Source organism: Tsukamurella sp. 1534 (assembly GCF_000312385.1).
GTDB lineage: Bacteria > Actinomycetota > Actinomycetes > Mycobacteriales > Mycobacteriaceae > Tsukamurella.
On record NZ_HE997626.1, the window covers coordinates 2,203,790 to 2,219,196 of the forward strand.

A 15,407-nucleotide genomic window follows, 5' to 3' on the forward strand; every position below is an offset into this window, starting at 1 on the left:
CTCACGGTAGTCGATCTCCCGTAGCGTGACCCCCGTGCGGCACTACCACCTCCCCGACGCGGTCCGCGACGCCGAGGCGCCCCTGCTCAGGGCGCTGCCCGACGGTGCGCTGATGCGGCGCGCCGCGTACGGGCTCGCACGCGTCTGCGCCGGAGAGCTGGCCGAGCGGACGGGCGGTGTCGCGGGCCGCCGGGTGACCCTGCTCGTCGGCTCCGGCGACAACGGCGGCGACGCCCTGTTCGCGGGAGCCTTCCTGCGCCGGCGCGGAGTCGCGGTGGAGGCCGTGCTGCTCAGCCCCGACCGCGCCCACGCCGCCGGGCTCCGCGCGCTGCGCCGCGCCGGCGGCCGCGTCGTGACCGCCCCGCACCGCCCGGACCTGGTGATCGACGGCATCGTGGGGATCAGCGCCCGTGGCCCGCTCCGGCCGGCCGCGGCGGGGATCGTCGCGGCCCTGGACGCACCGGTCGTCGCCGCGGACACGCCGTCGGGCGTCGACGTGGCCACCGGTGCGGTCGACGGTGCCGCGGTCACCGCCGCCGTCACCGTCGCTTTCGGGGCCCGCAAGCCGGTGCACGCCCTCGCGCCCGGGCACTGCGGCCGGGTCGAGCTCGTCGACATCGGGCTGGAACTCGGCCCGGGCGAGCTGCGCGCCTACGACGACGCGGATCTGGCCGCGCTGTGGCCCGTGCCGGGCGCCGCCGACGACAAGTACACGCTCGGCGTCGTCGGGATCGTCGCGGGCGGGGAACACTATCCCGGCGCCGCGGTGCTCTCGGTGGGGTCCGCGATCCGCGCCACGTCGGGCATGGTCCGCTACGCCGGCACCGCCCGGGACGCCGTGCTCGCCGCCTGGCCGGAGGCCGTGGCGACCGAGGACCCCGCCGAGGCCGGCCGGGTGCAGGCCTGGGCCGCCGGGCCCGGCACGGGCGTCGACGACGCGGCGGCGGACCGCCTGGCGCGGATCCTCGGCCAGGACCTCCCGACGGTGCTCGACGCGGACGCCCTCACCCGTGCTCGCCCAGCGTCCCGGCCTGCTCGCGGGTCGCACGGCCCCGACGGTGCTGACCCCGCACGCCGGCGAGTTCGCCCGCCTCGCCGGCGGGCCCCCGGCGCCGATCGGGTCGCCGCGGCGCGCGGCCTGGCCCGGGAACTGGGCGTGACGGTGCTGCTCAAGGGACACCGCACCGTGATCGCCGGGCCGGACGGCGACGCCGTCGTGGACACCGCGGGGTCGCCGTGGGCCGCGACGCCCGGTTCGGGCGACGTGCTGACCGGCGTCGTCGGCAAGCTCCTGGCCTCAGGGCTCGCCCCGCTCGACGCCGCCGCATGCGCCGCCCGCGTGCACGGCCTGGCCGCCGCCCGCGCCGCCGACGGTGCGCCGACCCACGCCGCCGCGATCGGCGCGGCCGTGCCGCTCGTCCTCGCGGACGTGCTGCGCGACTAGGCTGGCATCGCCATGAACACAACGCTCCCGGCCGCCGGGCTGGATCGCCTCACCGCGCAGGTCGACCTCGGCGCCATCGCCCACAACACCGCGGTCGTCGCGCGGCACGCGCCGTCGGCCGCGCTGATGGCGGTGCTCAAGGGTGACGCCTACGGCCACGGTGCGCTGCCCGTGGCGCGCGCCGTGCTGGCCGGCGGCGCCACCGAGATCGGCGTGACCACCGTCGACGAGGCGATCGCGCTGCGCGAGGACGGCGTCACCGTGCCGCTGCTGAGCTGGCTCGGTACCGCCGGGTACGAGCGGGCGATCGACGCCGACGTGCGGCTCGGCGCCAGCTCTCCGCGGCAGCTCGCGAACATCGTCGCCGCCGCGAGGGCCGTGGGCCGGCCCGCCGTGGTGCACGTCAAGGTGGACACCGGCCTCAACCGCAACGGCGTCTCCGCGCACGAGTGGGCCGAGACCCGCGACGCGCTGGTGGCGGCCGAACGCGCCGGGCACGTGCGGCTGCAGGGCGTGTTCACCCACCTCGCGCACGGCGACGAGCCCGAGCACCCCTTCCTCGACGTGCAGCGGGACGTGCTGGCCGCCACCGTCGCCGACGCGCGGGCGCACGGCCTCACACCCACGCAGGTGCACGCGGCGAACTCCGCCGCGTCCCTGACCCGCCCCGACCTCCATTTCGACCTGGTTCGCCCCGGCATCGCGCTGTACGGCGGGGTCCCGGTGCCGGACAGGGACTTCGGGCTCCGTCCCGCGATGACCTTCGCCGCGCCCGTGATCCTGATCAAGCGGATCGCCCGTGGCGACGGGGTGAGCTACGGCCACACCTGGATCGCGCCCCGGGACACCGTGGTCGGTCTCGTCCCCGCCGGGTACGCGGACGGCGTGTGGCGCCCGCTCAGCGGCCGGTTCGAGGTCGCGATCGGCGGCCGACGGTTCCCGCAGGTGGGCCGGGTCTGCATGGACCAGTTCGTGATCGACCTCGGCCCGGACGGAGGCGGGGTGTCCGAGGGCGACACCGCCGTCCTGTTCGGCGACGCGCCCGGCGCCGACCGTGCCGCCGATTGGGCGGACACGCTCGGCACCATCGACTACGAGGTGTTCACCGGCGTCCGGGGGCGCGCGGTCCGGACGTACGCGGGGCGGCCGTGACGGGCGAGCAGCGCAGCCGGGTTCCCGGCCCCGCCGTCCTGGCGGGGCTCGGCACCGGGGTGGCTGTGGCCGCGCTCACCGGGATCGCCGCCGCGGGAAAGCTTCTCGGCTTGCGCGGCGCGGGCGAGGACCCCGTCGGGCCCGACGACCTGGACTTCCGTTCGGACCGCGAGACCATCGTGATGAGCGCCGACGGCGTGCCCCTGCACGTGCGGGAGGTCGGCCCGCGCGACGCGGCGACCACGGTGGTGTTCATCCACGGCTTCACCCTCCGCTCCGCGTCCTGGGTGCTGGTGCTCCGGGAGCTGCGGGCCCGCTGGGGCGACGACGTGCGGATGGTCTTCCCCGACTGCCGCGGGCACGGCGACTCCGGGGCGTGCACGCCCCGGCAGAGCACGGTCGGCCTCCTCGGCGACGACATCGCCACGGTGCTGCAGGCCCTCGTGCCGACCGGTCCCGTCGTGCTCGTGGGGCACTCGATGGGCGGCATGGCGATCTGCGGGTTCGCCACCGGCCACCCCGAGCTGATCGGCACCCGCGTGGTGGGGGCCTCTCTGCTGGGCACCGCCTCGCACGCGCTCACCGACTCGGGACTGGCCGCGGCGCTGCGGAACCCGGTGCTCGACGTGTTCCGCGTCGCGGTGCGGTTCCTCCCGTCGGTGGTCGGCCGCGGCCGGGAGGCGGTGCGCCCCTTCGCCGAACCGTTCGTCACGGCCGGCGCCTACGGGCCCGGCGATCACAGCGCGTCGCTCGCGCACTTCTCCAGCTCGATGAGCCTCTCCGCGCCGCTCGGCACCTATGCGGGGTTCATTCCCGCGCTGGAGACCTACGACGAGCAGGCGGCGCTGCCCGTGCTGCGCCGGATCGAGTGCTCGGTGGTCTGCGGGGATCACGACCGGATGACCCCGCTGCGCAAGTCCGAGGTGCTCGCGGAGGAGTTGGACTGCGAGTTCGTCGTGCTCTCCGACACCGGCCACATGCTGATCCTGGAGGCGGCGCCGCGGGTGGCCCGGTCCGTCGCCGACCTCGTGGAACGGGCGGTCCGACGGTGACGGCCGGCGGCGCGGGGGAGCGGGTGCTGCCCGAGGTCGAGGACACCGAGGCGCTGGGACACGAACTCGCGCAGCAGCTCTCGGCCGGAGACCTGGTGATCCTCGACGGCCCCCTCGGCGCGGGGAAGACCGCCCTGACCCGCGGGATCGCCGCGGGGCTCGGGGTGCGGGGGCGGGTGTCGAGCCCCACCTTCATCATCGCCCGCGAGCACCGCGCCGGGACGCCCGGCGGCCCGGGACTGGTGCACGTGGACGCCTACCGGCTGGGCGGCCTCGACGAGCTGGACGCCCTGGACCTGGACACCGACCTCGAGGACTGCGTGGTGGTCGTGGAGTGGGGCGAGGGGGTGGCCGAGCGGCTCACCGACCGCCACCTCGTGGTGCGGCTGCGTCGCGCCGAGGGCACGGACGTGCGCACCGCGACCTGGGAATGGTCGGCCCCGCAGGAGTGACGACCGAACGGGTTGCGCCCGTTCAGTCCTCGCGGTCGATCCGCTCCACCAGCACGTCGTGTCCGTCGGACCGGGTGCGCACCGTGAACCACACCCGGAGGCCGCCCACGCGGAACTGGCGGCGCGGGAAGCGGCCGCCGTCGAGGTCGATGTCCGCCAGGTCGCCGCGCAGGCGCACCCAGCCGGCGGACTCCTGCGCGGGCGGTTCGGCGAGGGCGTCCCACACCCCGGTGGCCGTGCGCGGATCCTCGGCGGTGAGCCGGGCCCACACATCGCGGGCGGCGGTGGTGCACAGCAGGATCCGCGTCCCGCGTGGGCGGGCGAACTCGGTGGTCCCAGGATCGTCCCCGTGCCGGGCGTGTGCCGCGCCGTCGTCCGGGTGCGGCCAGGAACCGTCGTCGGGCGGGCGGTGGCGTCCCATCAGCGGCCGCCCGTCATCGGGGCCGCTCCATCGGCACGGGCTCGGGGAGCCGGTCCGACGGAGCCGTCGGCGTCAGGCCCGCCGCGTAGGCCTCGGCGGTCTCCCGCCACGCCGCCACCTCGGCCCAGAGGGCCGTGTAGCGGCCGAGCTCCAGCGCGGGCCACAGCCGCCGCTCGAGTGCGTCGGCGAAGCGGGCCGTCTCGTCGCGGGAGAGGGCGGGAACCCACGGGAACACCGCCGGTAACGCGTCGCGCACGCCGCCCGCCCGCAGCGTCTCCCGGACCATCGCGCCGGCAAGGCGCAGGTCGAGGGCGGTGGGCTGTGCGGAAGGCATAACGCACAGGGTAGGCGCTCGTCCCGGCGGCGGCCATCAGGCGCGCTACCGCGTGACGCCGTCCGCCTGCCTGCCCGCGGTGGTGCAGATGCAGGCGTTGTTGCCGTCCGTGTCCGCCAGCACCCAGAAGGCGGGCGCGTGCGCGTCCGAGACCAGGTGCCCGCCCGCGGCGAGCGCACCGTCGATCCTGGCCCGCGCCTCCCGGGGGTCCACCCATACGTCCAGGTGGAACCGCTGGCGCGGCGTCTCGTGCGGCTCGGTGGCCTGGAACCACAGCACGGCGTCGGCATCGCCGTGCCGGATCTCGATATCGCCGTCGTCCTCCTTCGCCGTGGCGCCCAGGACCTCGGCCCAGAACGGGGCGATGGCGGCGGCGTTCGCGGTGTCCAGCCCGATCTCGACCACGGACAGGTCCTGCGGGCGGGCTTCGATCGACCGCGCCCGGGCGATCTCGGAGAACCGCGCCGCCAGGGCCCGGTCCCGATCGGAGAGGCCGCCCACGTCGTGACTGAACAGCAGAACATCGACGTGGGGGTAGGTCAGCGTGATGTCGGGATGATGGTTCGCCGCCTCCGCCGCGGCCCCGAACTCGTTCACCAGCTCGAGGCCGGTGGCGAAGTCGCCGGTGCGGAAGCGGGTGCGCAGCCCGCGGACGAGCGGCGCCCAGTCGGTCAGGTCGGTGTTCTCGCTCATGTCTCCATGGTGCACCCGCGCGCTGACAGGCGTCCCGCGTCCGCGCCGTTCTCCCCTCGCGCCGGCGACCAGCGGGCGTGGTCGTGATCGTCACCCCACGGCGGCGATGGCCTCGATCGCCTCGACGACGGCGTCCGGGCGGTCGAGCGAGACGAAGGTGCGCGCACCGTCGACCTCCACGAACCGCGTGCCGCCCGGCCTGTCGTCGCCGAACGCGGCGGCGAGCCGCCGGCCCAGCGCCGGTGTGAAGCAGCGGTCCTCCATGCCCCACACCAGCGTCACGGGGCCGGGGTAGTCGCGCATCGCCGGCGAGACCCGCGCGAGTTCGGCGGGCGCGATGCCGCGCAGCAGGGTCGCGAGGTCGTCGCGGATCCGGTTCGCCGCCCGCGTGGGGCGCACCCAGGACGCGGTGAGCTCGGGATCCGGATCGGTGAGCAGCATCCCGAAACCGACCGGCGAGTGGCGCAGGGCGGTCGAGCGCATCGTCGACATCAGGGGGCCGATCAGCGGGCGCCGCCGCAGGAGTCCGAACAGCGCCGCGAACGGCTGCGGCGGGAACACCTCGAAGGCATCGCAATCCGTGAGCACGAGGCGTGCCGCCAGCTCCGGCCGCTCGTGCAGCAGGAACTGGCAGATCGCGCCGCCCGTGTCGTTGCCGACCAGCGTGCATCCCGCGATGCCCTGGTCCTCGATGAACTCGGCGATCAGACGGGCGACGCCCCGCGGGCCGTCGGCCACCGCGTCGGGGCAGGCGATCCGGTGCGAGCCGAGGGGCCACGTGACCGCGTAGCAGCGGTGCCCGGCGGCGCCGAGCGTGCCCGCGACGCGGTCCCACAGCTGCAGGTCCACGAGGACGCCGTGCACGAACAGGACGGGCGGGTGCGGGGAGGTCTCGGGGCCGTAGACGTGGAAGTCGACGGTGCCGGAGGGCAGGGAGGCGATGGTCATGCGGGGGCTCCTGACGGTGCGGGCCGCGCGGGCGCCGCGCCGCCACGGGCCGTCTCGCGCAGGTAGAGGTACAGGGGCAGGGAGAGCGACAGGCCGACGAGGCACGTCGCGGGGAGGACGAGCCACCAGCGCCGGACGCCCGCCCGGGCGGCGTCGGCGAAGGACCACACGAGGAACACGGCGATGGACAGCAGGACGTCCGCCGTGAAGCCGGACGCGGCGCCGTTCGGGAACAGGCTCGTGACGAAGAGGGGGATGTCCGGGCCCTCGGCGGCGAAGAAACCGCCGAAGAAGACCCACGGCACCACGGTGCCGATGACCATCATGACCAGGTAGAACCGTCTCATGGCACGCCCTTGGGGGTCGGCGGGGCTAGTCTACGGAGCGTAGTTACGAACACTCGGTATGAAAGTTACGTGCAACCTGTATGGAAGTCAATGGTGGTAATCGGAGCGGTCGCCGCACGCAGGCGGAGCGCACCGCGGCGACCCGCGCGGCGTTGATCGCCGCCGCGCGTGAACTGTTCGCCGAGCACGGTTTCGCCGGCGTGGGTACGCAGGCGATCGTCGAGGCGGCGGGCGTCACCCGCGGCGCGCTCTACCACCAGTTCGAGGACAAGCGGGGCCTGTTCGCGGCGGTGTTCGACGCGGTGGAGGAGGAGACCATCGGGGCGGCGGCGACCGCGGTGGCCGCCGCCGGGGCGCAGGGGGCGATCGACGCGATGATCGTGGGCTTCGACGCTTTCGCGGCGGTGCTCGCCGACCCCGGGATCACGCGGATCACCATGGTGGACGCCCCGGCGGTGCTGGGCTGGGAGGAATGGCGGGCCCGCGGCGAGAAGTACGGCATGGCCGTCATCGAGGGGCTGCTCACCCGCGCCGTGGAGGAGGGCGAGATCGCGCCCCTGCCCGTCCGTCCTACGGCGCACATGCTGCTGGGCATGCTCGATGAATCGGCGCTCTACCTCTCCCGCAGCGCGGATCGCGACGCCGCGCTCGCGGAGGTGCGGGAGGTCACTGTGCGCGTCCTCCGCGCCCTCGCCGTCGCTCCGTGAATCCGGGAGGCCCGGTCGCGGATTCGGGCCGCCCGTCCACAGGCGGTAACCTGCACGTATGTTCGTGCTCGCCATCGACACCGCCACGCCGGCGCTCACGGTGGGCATCGTCGACCTCGGATCCGGTGAGGTGCTCGCCCAGCGCGGGCGGACGCACTCCCGCGGTCACGCGGAGGTCCTCGTCCCGTACCTGCTCGAATGTCTCGACGAGGCCGGGCTGTCGCGCACCGACCTCGGGGCCGTGATCGTGGGTTGCGGCCCCGGCCCGTTCACGGGCCTGCGGGTGGGCATGGCCACCGCCGCCGCGTTCGGCGACGCGCTCGGCATCGAGGTGCACGGCGTGTGCAGCCTCGACGCGATCGCCGCGGGCGAACCCGGCGAGGTGGTCGTGGTCACCGACGCCCGCCGCAAGGAGGTCTACTGGGCGCGGTACGCCGACGGTGCCCGCGCCGAGGGGCCCGGCGTGATCAAGCCCGCCGAGCTCGACACCGCGGGCGCGCGCGTCGTCGAGGGCTCGCCGACCCCCGCGACGCTGGTCGCGGTGGGCCGCAACCTGATCGGCACCGAACCGCGGCCGCTGGTGCCGCTGTACCTGCGCCGGCCGGACGCCGTGGAGATGGCCGCCCGTGGCTGAACGCGACGTCGCCCTCGGCCCGCTCCGGCCCGACGAGGCCGAGCGCTGCGCGGAACTGGAGACGGTGTTGTTCGCGGGCGACAGCCCCTGGCCCGCCTCCTCGTTCGCGGCGGAGCGGCACACCCGGTTCTTCGCCGCCCGCGATGGTGAGCGGCTCGTCGGCTACGCCGGGATCGGCCTGCTGGGCAACAGCTTCTTCCCCGAGTCCGAGGTCCTCACGATCGGCGTCGATCCCGCGTACCAGGGCGGGGGAGTGGGCTACGCGCTCCTGCGCACCCTCCTCGACGTGGCCGACCGGCACGGCGGCCCCGTCTTCCTCGAAGTCCGCACCGACAACGACCCCGCCCGGACGCTGTACGAGCGCAACGGGTTCGAGATCGTCGGGGTGCGCAAGAACTACTACCGGCCCTCCGGTGCCGACGCCTACACGATGAAGCGGGAACCGGTGGCGAAGGAGGACGCCCGATGATCGTCATGGGGATCGAGAGCTCGTGCGATGAGACCGGCGTCGGCATCGTCGACTGGGATCCGCAGTCCCGCACCGCGACCCTGCTCGCCGACGAGGTGGCCTCGTCGCAGGACGAGCACGCCCGGTACGGGGGAGTCGTGCCCGAGGTCGCCTCCCGCGCGCACCTCGAGGCCGTCGTCCCGACGATGCACCGCGCGCTCGCCGCCGCCGGCGTGGACCGGCCCGACGCCCTCGCCGTCACCATCGGCCCCGGGCTCGCGGGCGCCCTGCTCGTGGGCGTCGCGGCCGCGAAAGCCTATGCGGCGGCGTGGGACGTGCCCTTCTACGGCCTCAACCACCTGGGTGGTCACGTGGCCGTGGACACCCTCGAGCACGGGCCGATGCCGCCCTGTGTCGCGCTGCTCGTCTCCGGCGGGCACACCCACCTGCTGCACGTGACCGACCTGGGCGCGCCGATCGTCGAGCTCGGCACCACCGTGGACGACGCCGCCGGCGAGGCCTTCGACAAGGTGGCCCGCCTGCTCGGCCTCGGCTACCCCGGCGGGCCGGTCATCGACGAGCTCGCGCAGCAGGGCGATCCGACCGCGATCCGCTTCCCGCGCGCCATGACCCGCCAGCAGGACGCGCGGCACGACTTCTCCTTCAGCGGCCTCAAGACCGCCGTCGCGCGGCACGTCGAAGCGGAGCGCGCCGCCGGGCGTGTGCCGAACGTGCCCGATATCGCGGCCTCGTTCCAGGAGGCGGTCGCGGACGTGTTGACCTTCAAGGCGATCCGCGCGGCGCAGGACACCGGCGTGGAGACGATGGTGCTGGGCGGCGGTGCCACCGCGAACTCCCGCATCCGGTCGCTCGCGCAGGAACGGTGTGACGCCGCAGGGATCGAGCTGCGCGTGCCGAAGCCGCGGCTCTGCACCGACAACGGCGTGATGATCGCGGCCCTGGGTGCGCACGTCATCGACGCGGACCCGACGCCCACCGACCTCCGGGCCGCCACGGACCCCGGCCTGTCGGTCACGCAGACGAAGCTCTGACCGGAGGCCCGTTCCGGGCGCGGGTCAGTTCCCGCCCGCCCGCGCCTCCAGCGCGGCGTTGAGGGCCACCAGGCCCGAGATCAGGGCCTCCCGGTCCGCCTCGTCCACCTCGGTGAGGATCGAGGAGATCCCGCGCAGCTTCACCTCGCGGTCGCACTGGAACGCGGCGCGCCCCGCGTCGGTCGCGGAGATCCGCTTCGGGCCGCCCACGTCGCCGGACGCCTCCAACAGCCCGTGCTCGATGGCCTTGTTCACCTGCCGATTCACCGTCGACTGCTCGAGCTCCAGGGCGCACGAGATCTCCTTGAGTGTGCTCGCCCCGGCGTAGTCCAGGAGATGCAACAGCAGATAGGCCGAGCGGTCGAGGCGCAGCTCCATCGACTTCGGGCGGGCCCGCATGTGTCGGCCCAGCGCGTTGATCTCGCGCTCCAAGCGGCGCGCCGCGTCGTCCATGTGCCCTCCGTGTGCCGCGCTCCGGGCCGGGGCCCCTCACGATGTCCGTGTTGCGTGCCGCCGCCCGCCGCACATATGGTTGCGGACGACAACGATATGTATGTTACACACATGCAGTCGCCCTCAGCGTAGAAAGGCGGTCCCCGTGACCAGCACCGTTTCCACGACGGGCGAGCACTCCGCCGCGGGCGCGGGCTCCTCGCGCCGCAACCACCCGCTCGTGACCGTCGTCATCCTGTGCTTCGGCGGCATGGTGGCGGCCCTCATGCAGTCGCTGGTCATCCCGATCCAGCCCGAACTGCCGCAGCTGCTGAACACCTCGCAGGCCAACGCCTCGTGGGTGATCACCGCGACCCTGCTCGCCGCCGCCGTCGCCATGCCCATCGGCGGGCGCCTCGCCGACATGATCGGGAAGCGCCGCGTGCTCGTGCTCAGCGCCGCGCTCCTCGTGGCGGGCTCGCTCGCCTGTGCGCTGTCCGACGGGCTCGTGCTCATGCTCGTCGGCAGGATGCTCCAGGGCCTCGCCATGGCGTTCATCCCCGTCGGCATCTCGATGATGCGCGAGGTCACGCCCCCGTCGATGACCGCGACCGCGGTCGCCGCCATGAGCGCCACCCTCGGCGTGGGCGGCGCGATCGGCCTGCCGCTGTCCGCCTGGATCGCGCAGACCTACGACTGGCACATGCTGTTCTGGGTCTCGACGGTGCTCGCGGCGCTCATCCTCGCCGCCGTCCTGTTCGTCCTTCCCGACGGTGCGCCGGGCGTCGGCGGCCGGATCGACGTGGTCGGGTCCATCGGCCTCGCCGTCGGCCTGGTGGCCACGCTCGTCGCGGTGACCAAGGGCAACGACTGGGGCTGGGCCTCCGGCTCCACGCTGGGCCTGCTCGTCGGCGGCCTCGTCGTGCTCCTCGCGTGGGGGTTCTACGAACTGCGCCACCGGGATCCGCTCGTGGACCTGCGCACCTCCGCCCGCCCTCGGGTGCTCATCACCAACATCGCGACCGTCACGATCGGCTTCGGCATGATGGCGATGATGCTCTGCGTCCCGCAGATCATGGAGTTCCCCACCGCCACCGGCTTCGGCCTGGGCAAGAGCATGCTCGAGGCGGGCCTGTGGATGATGCCCGGCGGCATCATGATGATGATCTTCGCGCCGGTGTCCAGCATCCTCATCCGCAGGATCGGCCCCTCGGTCACGCTCGCCATCGGCGCGTTCGTGGTGGCGGCCGGATACGTGCTGGCGTACCTGCTCATGGACGCCGCCTGGAAGCTGTCGATCGCGTCCATCGTGGGCACCGTGGGCGTCGCGATCGCCTACGCCGCCATGCCCACGATCATCATGTCCGCGGTGCCGCAGAACGAGACCGGCGCCGCGATCGGCCTCAACGCGCTCATGCGCTCGCTGGGCACCACCATCTGCTCGGCGGTGGCGGCGGCCATCATCTCCGCCAAGTCCGTGACCGTGGCGGGACACGTGATTCCCACCGCCGGTGCCTTCGAGACGATCTTCGTGGTGGCGGCGGCGGCCGCGATCGTGGCGGCAGTGATCGCGCTCCTGATCCCGAAGCCGAAGGCGGAGGCGGATACTCAGGCCTGACCGTCGGTCGCGCGCGGTGCGGCTCCCGGGCGCCTAGGATCGAACAGGTGAGGAGGATCGTCGACGAGGACCTGCGCGGGGCGGAGTTCCGCGAGTGCGATCTGAGCGGGGCGCGCCTCGTGGGTGTCGTGATGCAGGGCGCCGTGATCGACGGGCTCGTCTCCGATCTGGTGGTGAACGGCGTCGACGTCACCGGATTCGTCGAGGCGGAGCTCGACCGGCGGTATCCGGTGCGCCCGTTGATCCGTTCGGACGGCCCGGCCGACCTGCTTCGAGCGGCCCGATCGCTGCACGCGGAATGGTCGGCGACGATCGAGCGGATCCGCCGCACGCCGGGCGTCGAGCGGCGCGGCGTGAACGGGGAGTGGACCGCCGCGCAGACCCTGCGTCACCTGATCTTCGTGCACGACTCGTGGTTCCGGCGGTGCTGCCTGGGGGCGGCCGAGCGGTTCACGCCGATCGGCATGGGGCCGGATGTCGAGCCCTACCGCGGCGCGAACGGCCTGGACCTCGAGCTCGATCCGGCGTTCGACGAGATCGTGGGTGTGCGCGCGGCGCAGGCCGCCGAGCTCGAGGCCTGGCTCGACGATGTGACGTCCGAGCGGCTCGCGGTGCCGGCGCCGGTGCCGGCCGACGACGTCTGGCCGCCCTACGCCCGGGGACGTTCGGTGCGGCAGTGCCTGGGCACCGTTCTCACCGAGACGTTCGAGCACCACCGCTACTGCGTCCGCGACCTCGGCCTGATCGAGGCCGACGATCGCTGACGCGTCGGATCACTCCTCGCCGCAGAGGTATTCGCCCACGCGGCAGCCGGCGGATTCGGCGCGGAGCACGGCGCGCTGGGTGGGGCGGGCGACGAGGTAGCGGCGCCCGCCCTCCTCGGTGATGGTGGTGAACACGGAGCGCCGGTCGTTCGCGCACATCGACCGCGCGGCGAGCCCGTCGCGCTCCAGCCGGGCGACCAGGCGGGAGAGCGCCGACTGCGAGAGGTGCACCCGTTCCGCCAGGTCCGCCATGCGCAGTCCGTCAGCGCCGGCGCGGGCCAACTGCTCGAGGACCTCGAACTCGGACGACGTGAGGTCGTGCGCGCTGAGCGCGCGATCCAGGGCGCAGGACATGCGCGTGTAATCCCGCATCAGCTGGTGCCACTGCGCGGCGAGCACCTCGTCCGCATGGGAGTCCGCGCCGGGAGAACTCGTGGCGGGGGAGTCCGTGTCGTGCGCGACGTCGCCTTTGACCGTCATGGCCACATGCTACACCGGACCTCCGCAAAATATTCCTCCGAATTAAATGTAGACACATTGAATGCATGCGCATAGAGTCGCTTCTCGTGACCACGACACACGAGAACCCGATCGCCTCCGGTCGGTCCGGCTCACCGGCGCTCCACGTGACGGCCCCGACCGGATGGACCTCCCGCACCTGGCTCCTGCTGCTCGTCCTCTGCGGCGCGCTGTTCCTGGACGCCCTCGACATCTCGATGGTGGGGGTGGCACTGCCCTCCATCAAATCCGCGCTCGGCATGGAACCCGCTGCGCTGCAATGGATCGTCTCCGGCTACGTGCTGGGCTACGGCGGCCTGCTCCTGCTGGGCGGCCGCGCGGCGGACCTGCTGGGCCGGCGTCCCGTGTTCCTCGGTGCCGTGCTCGTCTTCGGGGTCGCCTCCGTCGCGACGGCCTTCATCGACGTGCCCGCCGTGTTGATCGCGCTGCGCTTCATCAAGGGCGTCGCCGCGGCCTTCACCGTCCCTGCGGGGCTGTCCATCATCACCACCACGTTCGCCGAGGGCCCCGCCCGGAACAAGGCGTTCTCCATCTACACCGTGTGCGGCGCCTCCGGCTTCTCGCTGGGCCTGGTGTTCGGCGGCCTCCTCACCGAGGTCTCCTACCGTCTCACCCTGCTCTTCCCCGGCCCGATCGCCCTCGCGCTCGTGTTCCTGGGGTGGAAGGTGATCCCGCACGCCGCACCGTCGGAGAAGTTCTCCTTCCGCCGGTTCGACCTGGCCGGAGCCCTCACGTCCACCGGCGCGCTGCTGATCCTGGTGTACACCGTGGTCCAGGCGCCGCACCTCGGCTGGGGCTCGCCCACCGTGATCGGCCTGTTCGTGGTGTCCGCGCTGCTCGCCGTCGCGTTCGTCGTCGTCGAGCTCAAGCACCCGCACCCGCTCGTGCGGCTCGCCATCCTCAGGTCCGTGCGCCTGGTGCACGCCAACCTGGCCGGCTTCGTCATGTTCGGCGGCTACGCGGCGTTCCAGTTCCTGGTCACGCTGTACGTCCAGGACCAGCTGGGTTGGAGCCCCGTCGCCATGTCGCTCGCCTTCCTGCCCGCCGGCCTGCTGGTGGTGGCCTCCGCCACCAAGATCGACGCGGTGCTCGACCGGGTGAACAGCACGGTCCTGGTCGCGGTGGGCCTCACCGCCTTCCTCGGCGCCTACGCCTGGTTCCTCCGGGCCGAGCCGGGCGCGAGCTACTGGGTGTTCCTGTTCCCGACGATCCTGTTGCTCGGCCTCGGCTTCGCCCTCACCTTCCCGGCCGTGAACTCGCAGGCCACCGAGGGCGTGGACGACGACGAGCAGGGCCTCGCGTCGGGTCTGCTCAACACCTTCATCCAGGTGGGTGGAGCGGTCATGATGGCCGTCGTCACCGCGATCACCACGAGCGCGGGCGGCGCCGCCGAACCGGGGAACCTGCTGCCCGGCATGAGCACCGCGATCGCCGTGGTGGTGGGACTCACCGTGATCGGTCTCGCCGGCACCGTGGTGGTCCTGGCCCTCGCCCGGCCGGGCAGGTCCGGTGACGCCCCCGAGCCGGAGTCCGTGGGAACCACCGTCGCCGATTGAGTAGTCCTACGCTGCCGCGCCGGCATCCGGCGCGGCAGCGTAGGGGTATGACCGCAACCGATCCCCGCATCGCCCGGCTCGCGGGCGAACTGGACATCACCGTCCGGCGCCTGCAGTGGATGCAGGCCGAGCTCGCCGACGTGGCCCGCGCCGGCGCCGCCCCCGCCCCGCCGCTCGCCCGATTCCCCGCGCGCACTGTGCCCGCGCCACCGTCAGTGCCCGCGCCGCTCGTGCCGCCCGCACAGCCCGGGCCGCCGGCGGCTCCCGTGTTCACCGTCGCCCGGGTGCTCGCCGGCACCGGCGTCCTCGTCACCCTCATCGGCGTCGCGTTCCTCCTCGTGCTCGCCGCGCAGGCCGGCCTCCTCGGCCCCGCGGTCCGGGTCGGTCTCGGCACGGCCCTCGCCGGCGGTCTGCTCGGCGGCGCGCTCTGGCTGCACCGCCGCCCCGGCGGTCGCACCGGCGCGCAGGCCCTCGCCGCCACCGGCGTCGCGGCGGCCTATCTCGACACCGTGGCCGTGACCGGCGTCTACCACTGGGTGCACCCGGTCGCCGGCCTCGCGATCGCCGGGCTCATCGCGCTCGGCGGCCTCGCCCTCGCCGCCCGCTGGCGCTCGCAGTGGCTCGGGGTGGCCCTGTTCGCGCCGACCTATCTGCTCGCCCCGTCGCTCGCCGACGACGCGTACCTGCTGGGCGGATTCACCCTCGTGCTCGCGGTCGCGTCGATCGCGGTGCGCCGCCCGGCCGCCTGGCCGTGGCTGCACGTCGTGCGGTCCGCCGGCACCGCGGCCACCTTCGCGGTGCTCGCCGCGGCCGCCGGACCGGCCGACGGCCTGC

General features: G+C 73.8%; 19 protein-coding genes. 12 read left to right on the plus strand and 7 right to left on the minus strand.

The annotated features are described in order from the left end of the window. Window positions 1-34 precede the first annotated feature (34 nt). The 4 genes from BN39_RS10735 to tsaE are packed head-to-tail and all read left to right on the plus strand — an operon-like array spanning window position 35 to window position 4,100. Entirely contained in the window at window positions 35-1,444 is a 1,410-nt protein-coding gene (locus tag BN39_RS10735) for a bifunctional ADP-dependent NAD(P)H-hydrate dehydratase/NAD(P)H-hydrate epimerase (protein WP_237741643.1), read from the plus strand. A gap of 12 nt (window positions 1,445-1,456) precedes the next feature. Further along, window positions 1,457-2,596, plus strand: coding sequence for an alanine racemase (alr, locus tag BN39_RS10740; RefSeq protein WP_019202401.1), 1,140 nt, complete (start codon window positions 1,457-1,459; stop codon window positions 2,594-2,596). Further along, window positions 2,593-3,648: an alpha/beta fold hydrolase gene (locus BN39_RS10745; protein WP_019202402.1), complete on the plus strand. Its 1,056-nt coding sequence runs from the start codon at window positions 2,593-2,595 to the stop codon at window positions 3,646-3,648. Before alr ends, BN39_RS10745 begins: the two co-directional genes overlap by 4 nt. After that, window positions 3,645-4,100, plus strand: a complete 456-nt coding sequence (gene tsaE, locus BN39_RS10750; RefSeq protein ID WP_019202403.1) for a tRNA (adenosine(37)-N6)-threonylcarbamoyltransferase complex ATPase subunit type 1 TsaE — start codon at window positions 3,645-3,647, stop codon at window positions 4,098-4,100. Before BN39_RS10745 ends, tsaE begins: the two co-directional genes overlap by 4 nt. Before the next feature lie 22 nt (window positions 4,101-4,122). On the opposite strand, the gene BN39_RS10755 is transcribed toward tsaE, so the two are convergent. From BN39_RS10755 to BN39_RS10775, 5 genes are all read right to left on the minus strand, one after another. After that, window positions 4,123-4,521 carry a hypothetical protein gene (locus BN39_RS10755; RefSeq protein ID WP_019202404.1) on the minus strand — a complete coding sequence of 133 codons (399 nt, stop codon included), beginning with the start codon at window positions 4,519-4,521 and terminating at the stop codon, window positions 4,123-4,125. 13 nt (window positions 4,522-4,534) lie between these two features. Continuing rightward, on the minus strand, window positions 4,535-4,855 hold the full coding sequence (locus BN39_RS10760; RefSeq protein WP_019202405.1) for a hypothetical protein: 321 nt from the start codon (window positions 4,853-4,855) through the stop codon (window positions 4,535-4,537). Window positions 4,856-4,900: 45 nt separating this feature from the next. Continuing rightward, entirely contained in the window at window positions 4,901-5,548 is a 648-nt protein-coding gene (locus tag BN39_RS10765; protein WP_019202406.1) for a VOC family protein, read from the minus strand. 90 nt (window positions 5,549-5,638) lie between these two features. Continuing rightward, window positions 5,639-6,496 (minus strand): alpha/beta fold hydrolase, encoded by an 858-nt coding sequence (locus BN39_RS10770; RefSeq protein WP_019202407.1) that lies wholly within the window; start codon window positions 6,494-6,496, stop codon window positions 5,639-5,641. Continuing rightward, window positions 6,493-6,843: a DUF2834 domain-containing protein gene (locus BN39_RS10775; protein ID WP_019202408.1), complete on the minus strand. Its 351-nt coding sequence runs from the start codon at window positions 6,841-6,843 to the stop codon at window positions 6,493-6,495. The genes BN39_RS10770 and BN39_RS10775 overlap by 4 nt, the downstream gene beginning before the upstream one ends. A gap of 80 nt (window positions 6,844-6,923) precedes the next feature. Between BN39_RS10775 and BN39_RS10780 the strand changes: the two genes are divergently transcribed. From BN39_RS10780 to tsaD, 4 genes are read left to right on the plus strand one after another with little or no spacing between them, the layout of a single operon-like run. After that, entirely contained in the window at window positions 6,924-7,550 is a 627-nt protein-coding gene (locus tag BN39_RS10780; RefSeq protein ID WP_019202409.1) for a TetR/AcrR family transcriptional regulator, read from the plus strand. Between the two features lie 58 nt (window positions 7,551-7,608). Then, window positions 7,609-8,184 (plus strand): tRNA (adenosine(37)-N6)-threonylcarbamoyltransferase complex dimerization subunit type 1 TsaB, encoded by a 576-nt coding sequence (tsaB, locus tag BN39_RS10785; RefSeq protein WP_019202410.1) that lies wholly within the window; start codon window positions 7,609-7,611, stop codon window positions 8,182-8,184. Continuing rightward, a complete protein-coding gene (rimI, locus tag BN39_RS10790; RefSeq protein WP_019202411.1) occupies window positions 8,177-8,653 on the plus strand; it encodes a ribosomal protein S18-alanine N-acetyltransferase in 477 nt (158 codons plus the stop codon). The genes tsaB and rimI overlap by 8 nt, the downstream gene beginning before the upstream one ends. Continuing rightward, complete coding sequence (tsaD, locus tag BN39_RS10795; RefSeq protein WP_019202412.1) at window positions 8,650-9,684, plus strand: tRNA (adenosine(37)-N6)-threonylcarbamoyltransferase complex transferase subunit TsaD; 1,035 nt, start codon at window positions 8,650-8,652, stop codon at window positions 9,682-9,684. Before rimI ends, tsaD begins: the two co-directional genes overlap by 4 nt. 24 nt (window positions 9,685-9,708) lie before the next feature. On the opposite strand, the gene BN39_RS22230 is transcribed toward tsaD, so the two are convergent. Beyond that, complete coding sequence (locus BN39_RS22230) at window positions 9,709-10,137, minus strand: MarR family winged helix-turn-helix transcriptional regulator (RefSeq protein ID WP_019202413.1); 429 nt, start codon at window positions 10,135-10,137, stop codon at window positions 9,709-9,711. 100 nt (window positions 10,138-10,237) lie between these two features. Here BN39_RS22230 and BN39_RS10805 point away from each other — a divergent pair, with 100 nt between their 5' ends. Then, on the plus strand, window positions 10,238-11,734 hold the full coding sequence (locus BN39_RS10805) for an MFS transporter (protein WP_081585993.1): 1,497 nt from the start codon (window positions 10,238-10,240) through the stop codon (window positions 11,732-11,734). Window positions 11,735-11,781: 47 nt separating this feature from the next. Then, window positions 11,782-12,498: a DinB family protein gene (locus BN39_RS10810; RefSeq protein WP_019202415.1), complete on the plus strand. Its 717-nt coding sequence runs from the start codon at window positions 11,782-11,784 to the stop codon at window positions 12,496-12,498. A 9-nt stretch (window positions 12,499-12,507) separates the two neighbouring features. On the opposite strand, the gene BN39_RS10815 is transcribed toward BN39_RS10810, so the two are convergent. Continuing rightward, window positions 12,508-12,978: a MarR family winged helix-turn-helix transcriptional regulator gene (locus BN39_RS10815; protein ID WP_019202416.1), complete on the minus strand. Its 471-nt coding sequence runs from the start codon at window positions 12,976-12,978 to the stop codon at window positions 12,508-12,510. Window positions 12,979-13,043: 65 nt separating this feature from the next. Here BN39_RS10815 and BN39_RS10820 point away from each other — a divergent pair, with 65 nt between their 5' ends. Together BN39_RS10820 and BN39_RS10825 are read left to right on the plus strand one after the other, a co-directional pair. Beyond that, window positions 13,044-14,573, plus strand: a complete 1,530-nt coding sequence (locus BN39_RS10820) for an MFS transporter (RefSeq protein ID WP_040766181.1) — start codon at window positions 13,044-13,046, stop codon at window positions 14,571-14,573. Window positions 14,574-14,620: 47 nt separating this feature from the next. Next, window positions 14,621-15,407, plus strand: a 787-nt coding sequence (locus BN39_RS10825; RefSeq protein ID WP_019202418.1) for a DUF2339 domain-containing protein, incomplete at its 3' end; no start/stop codon positions are given.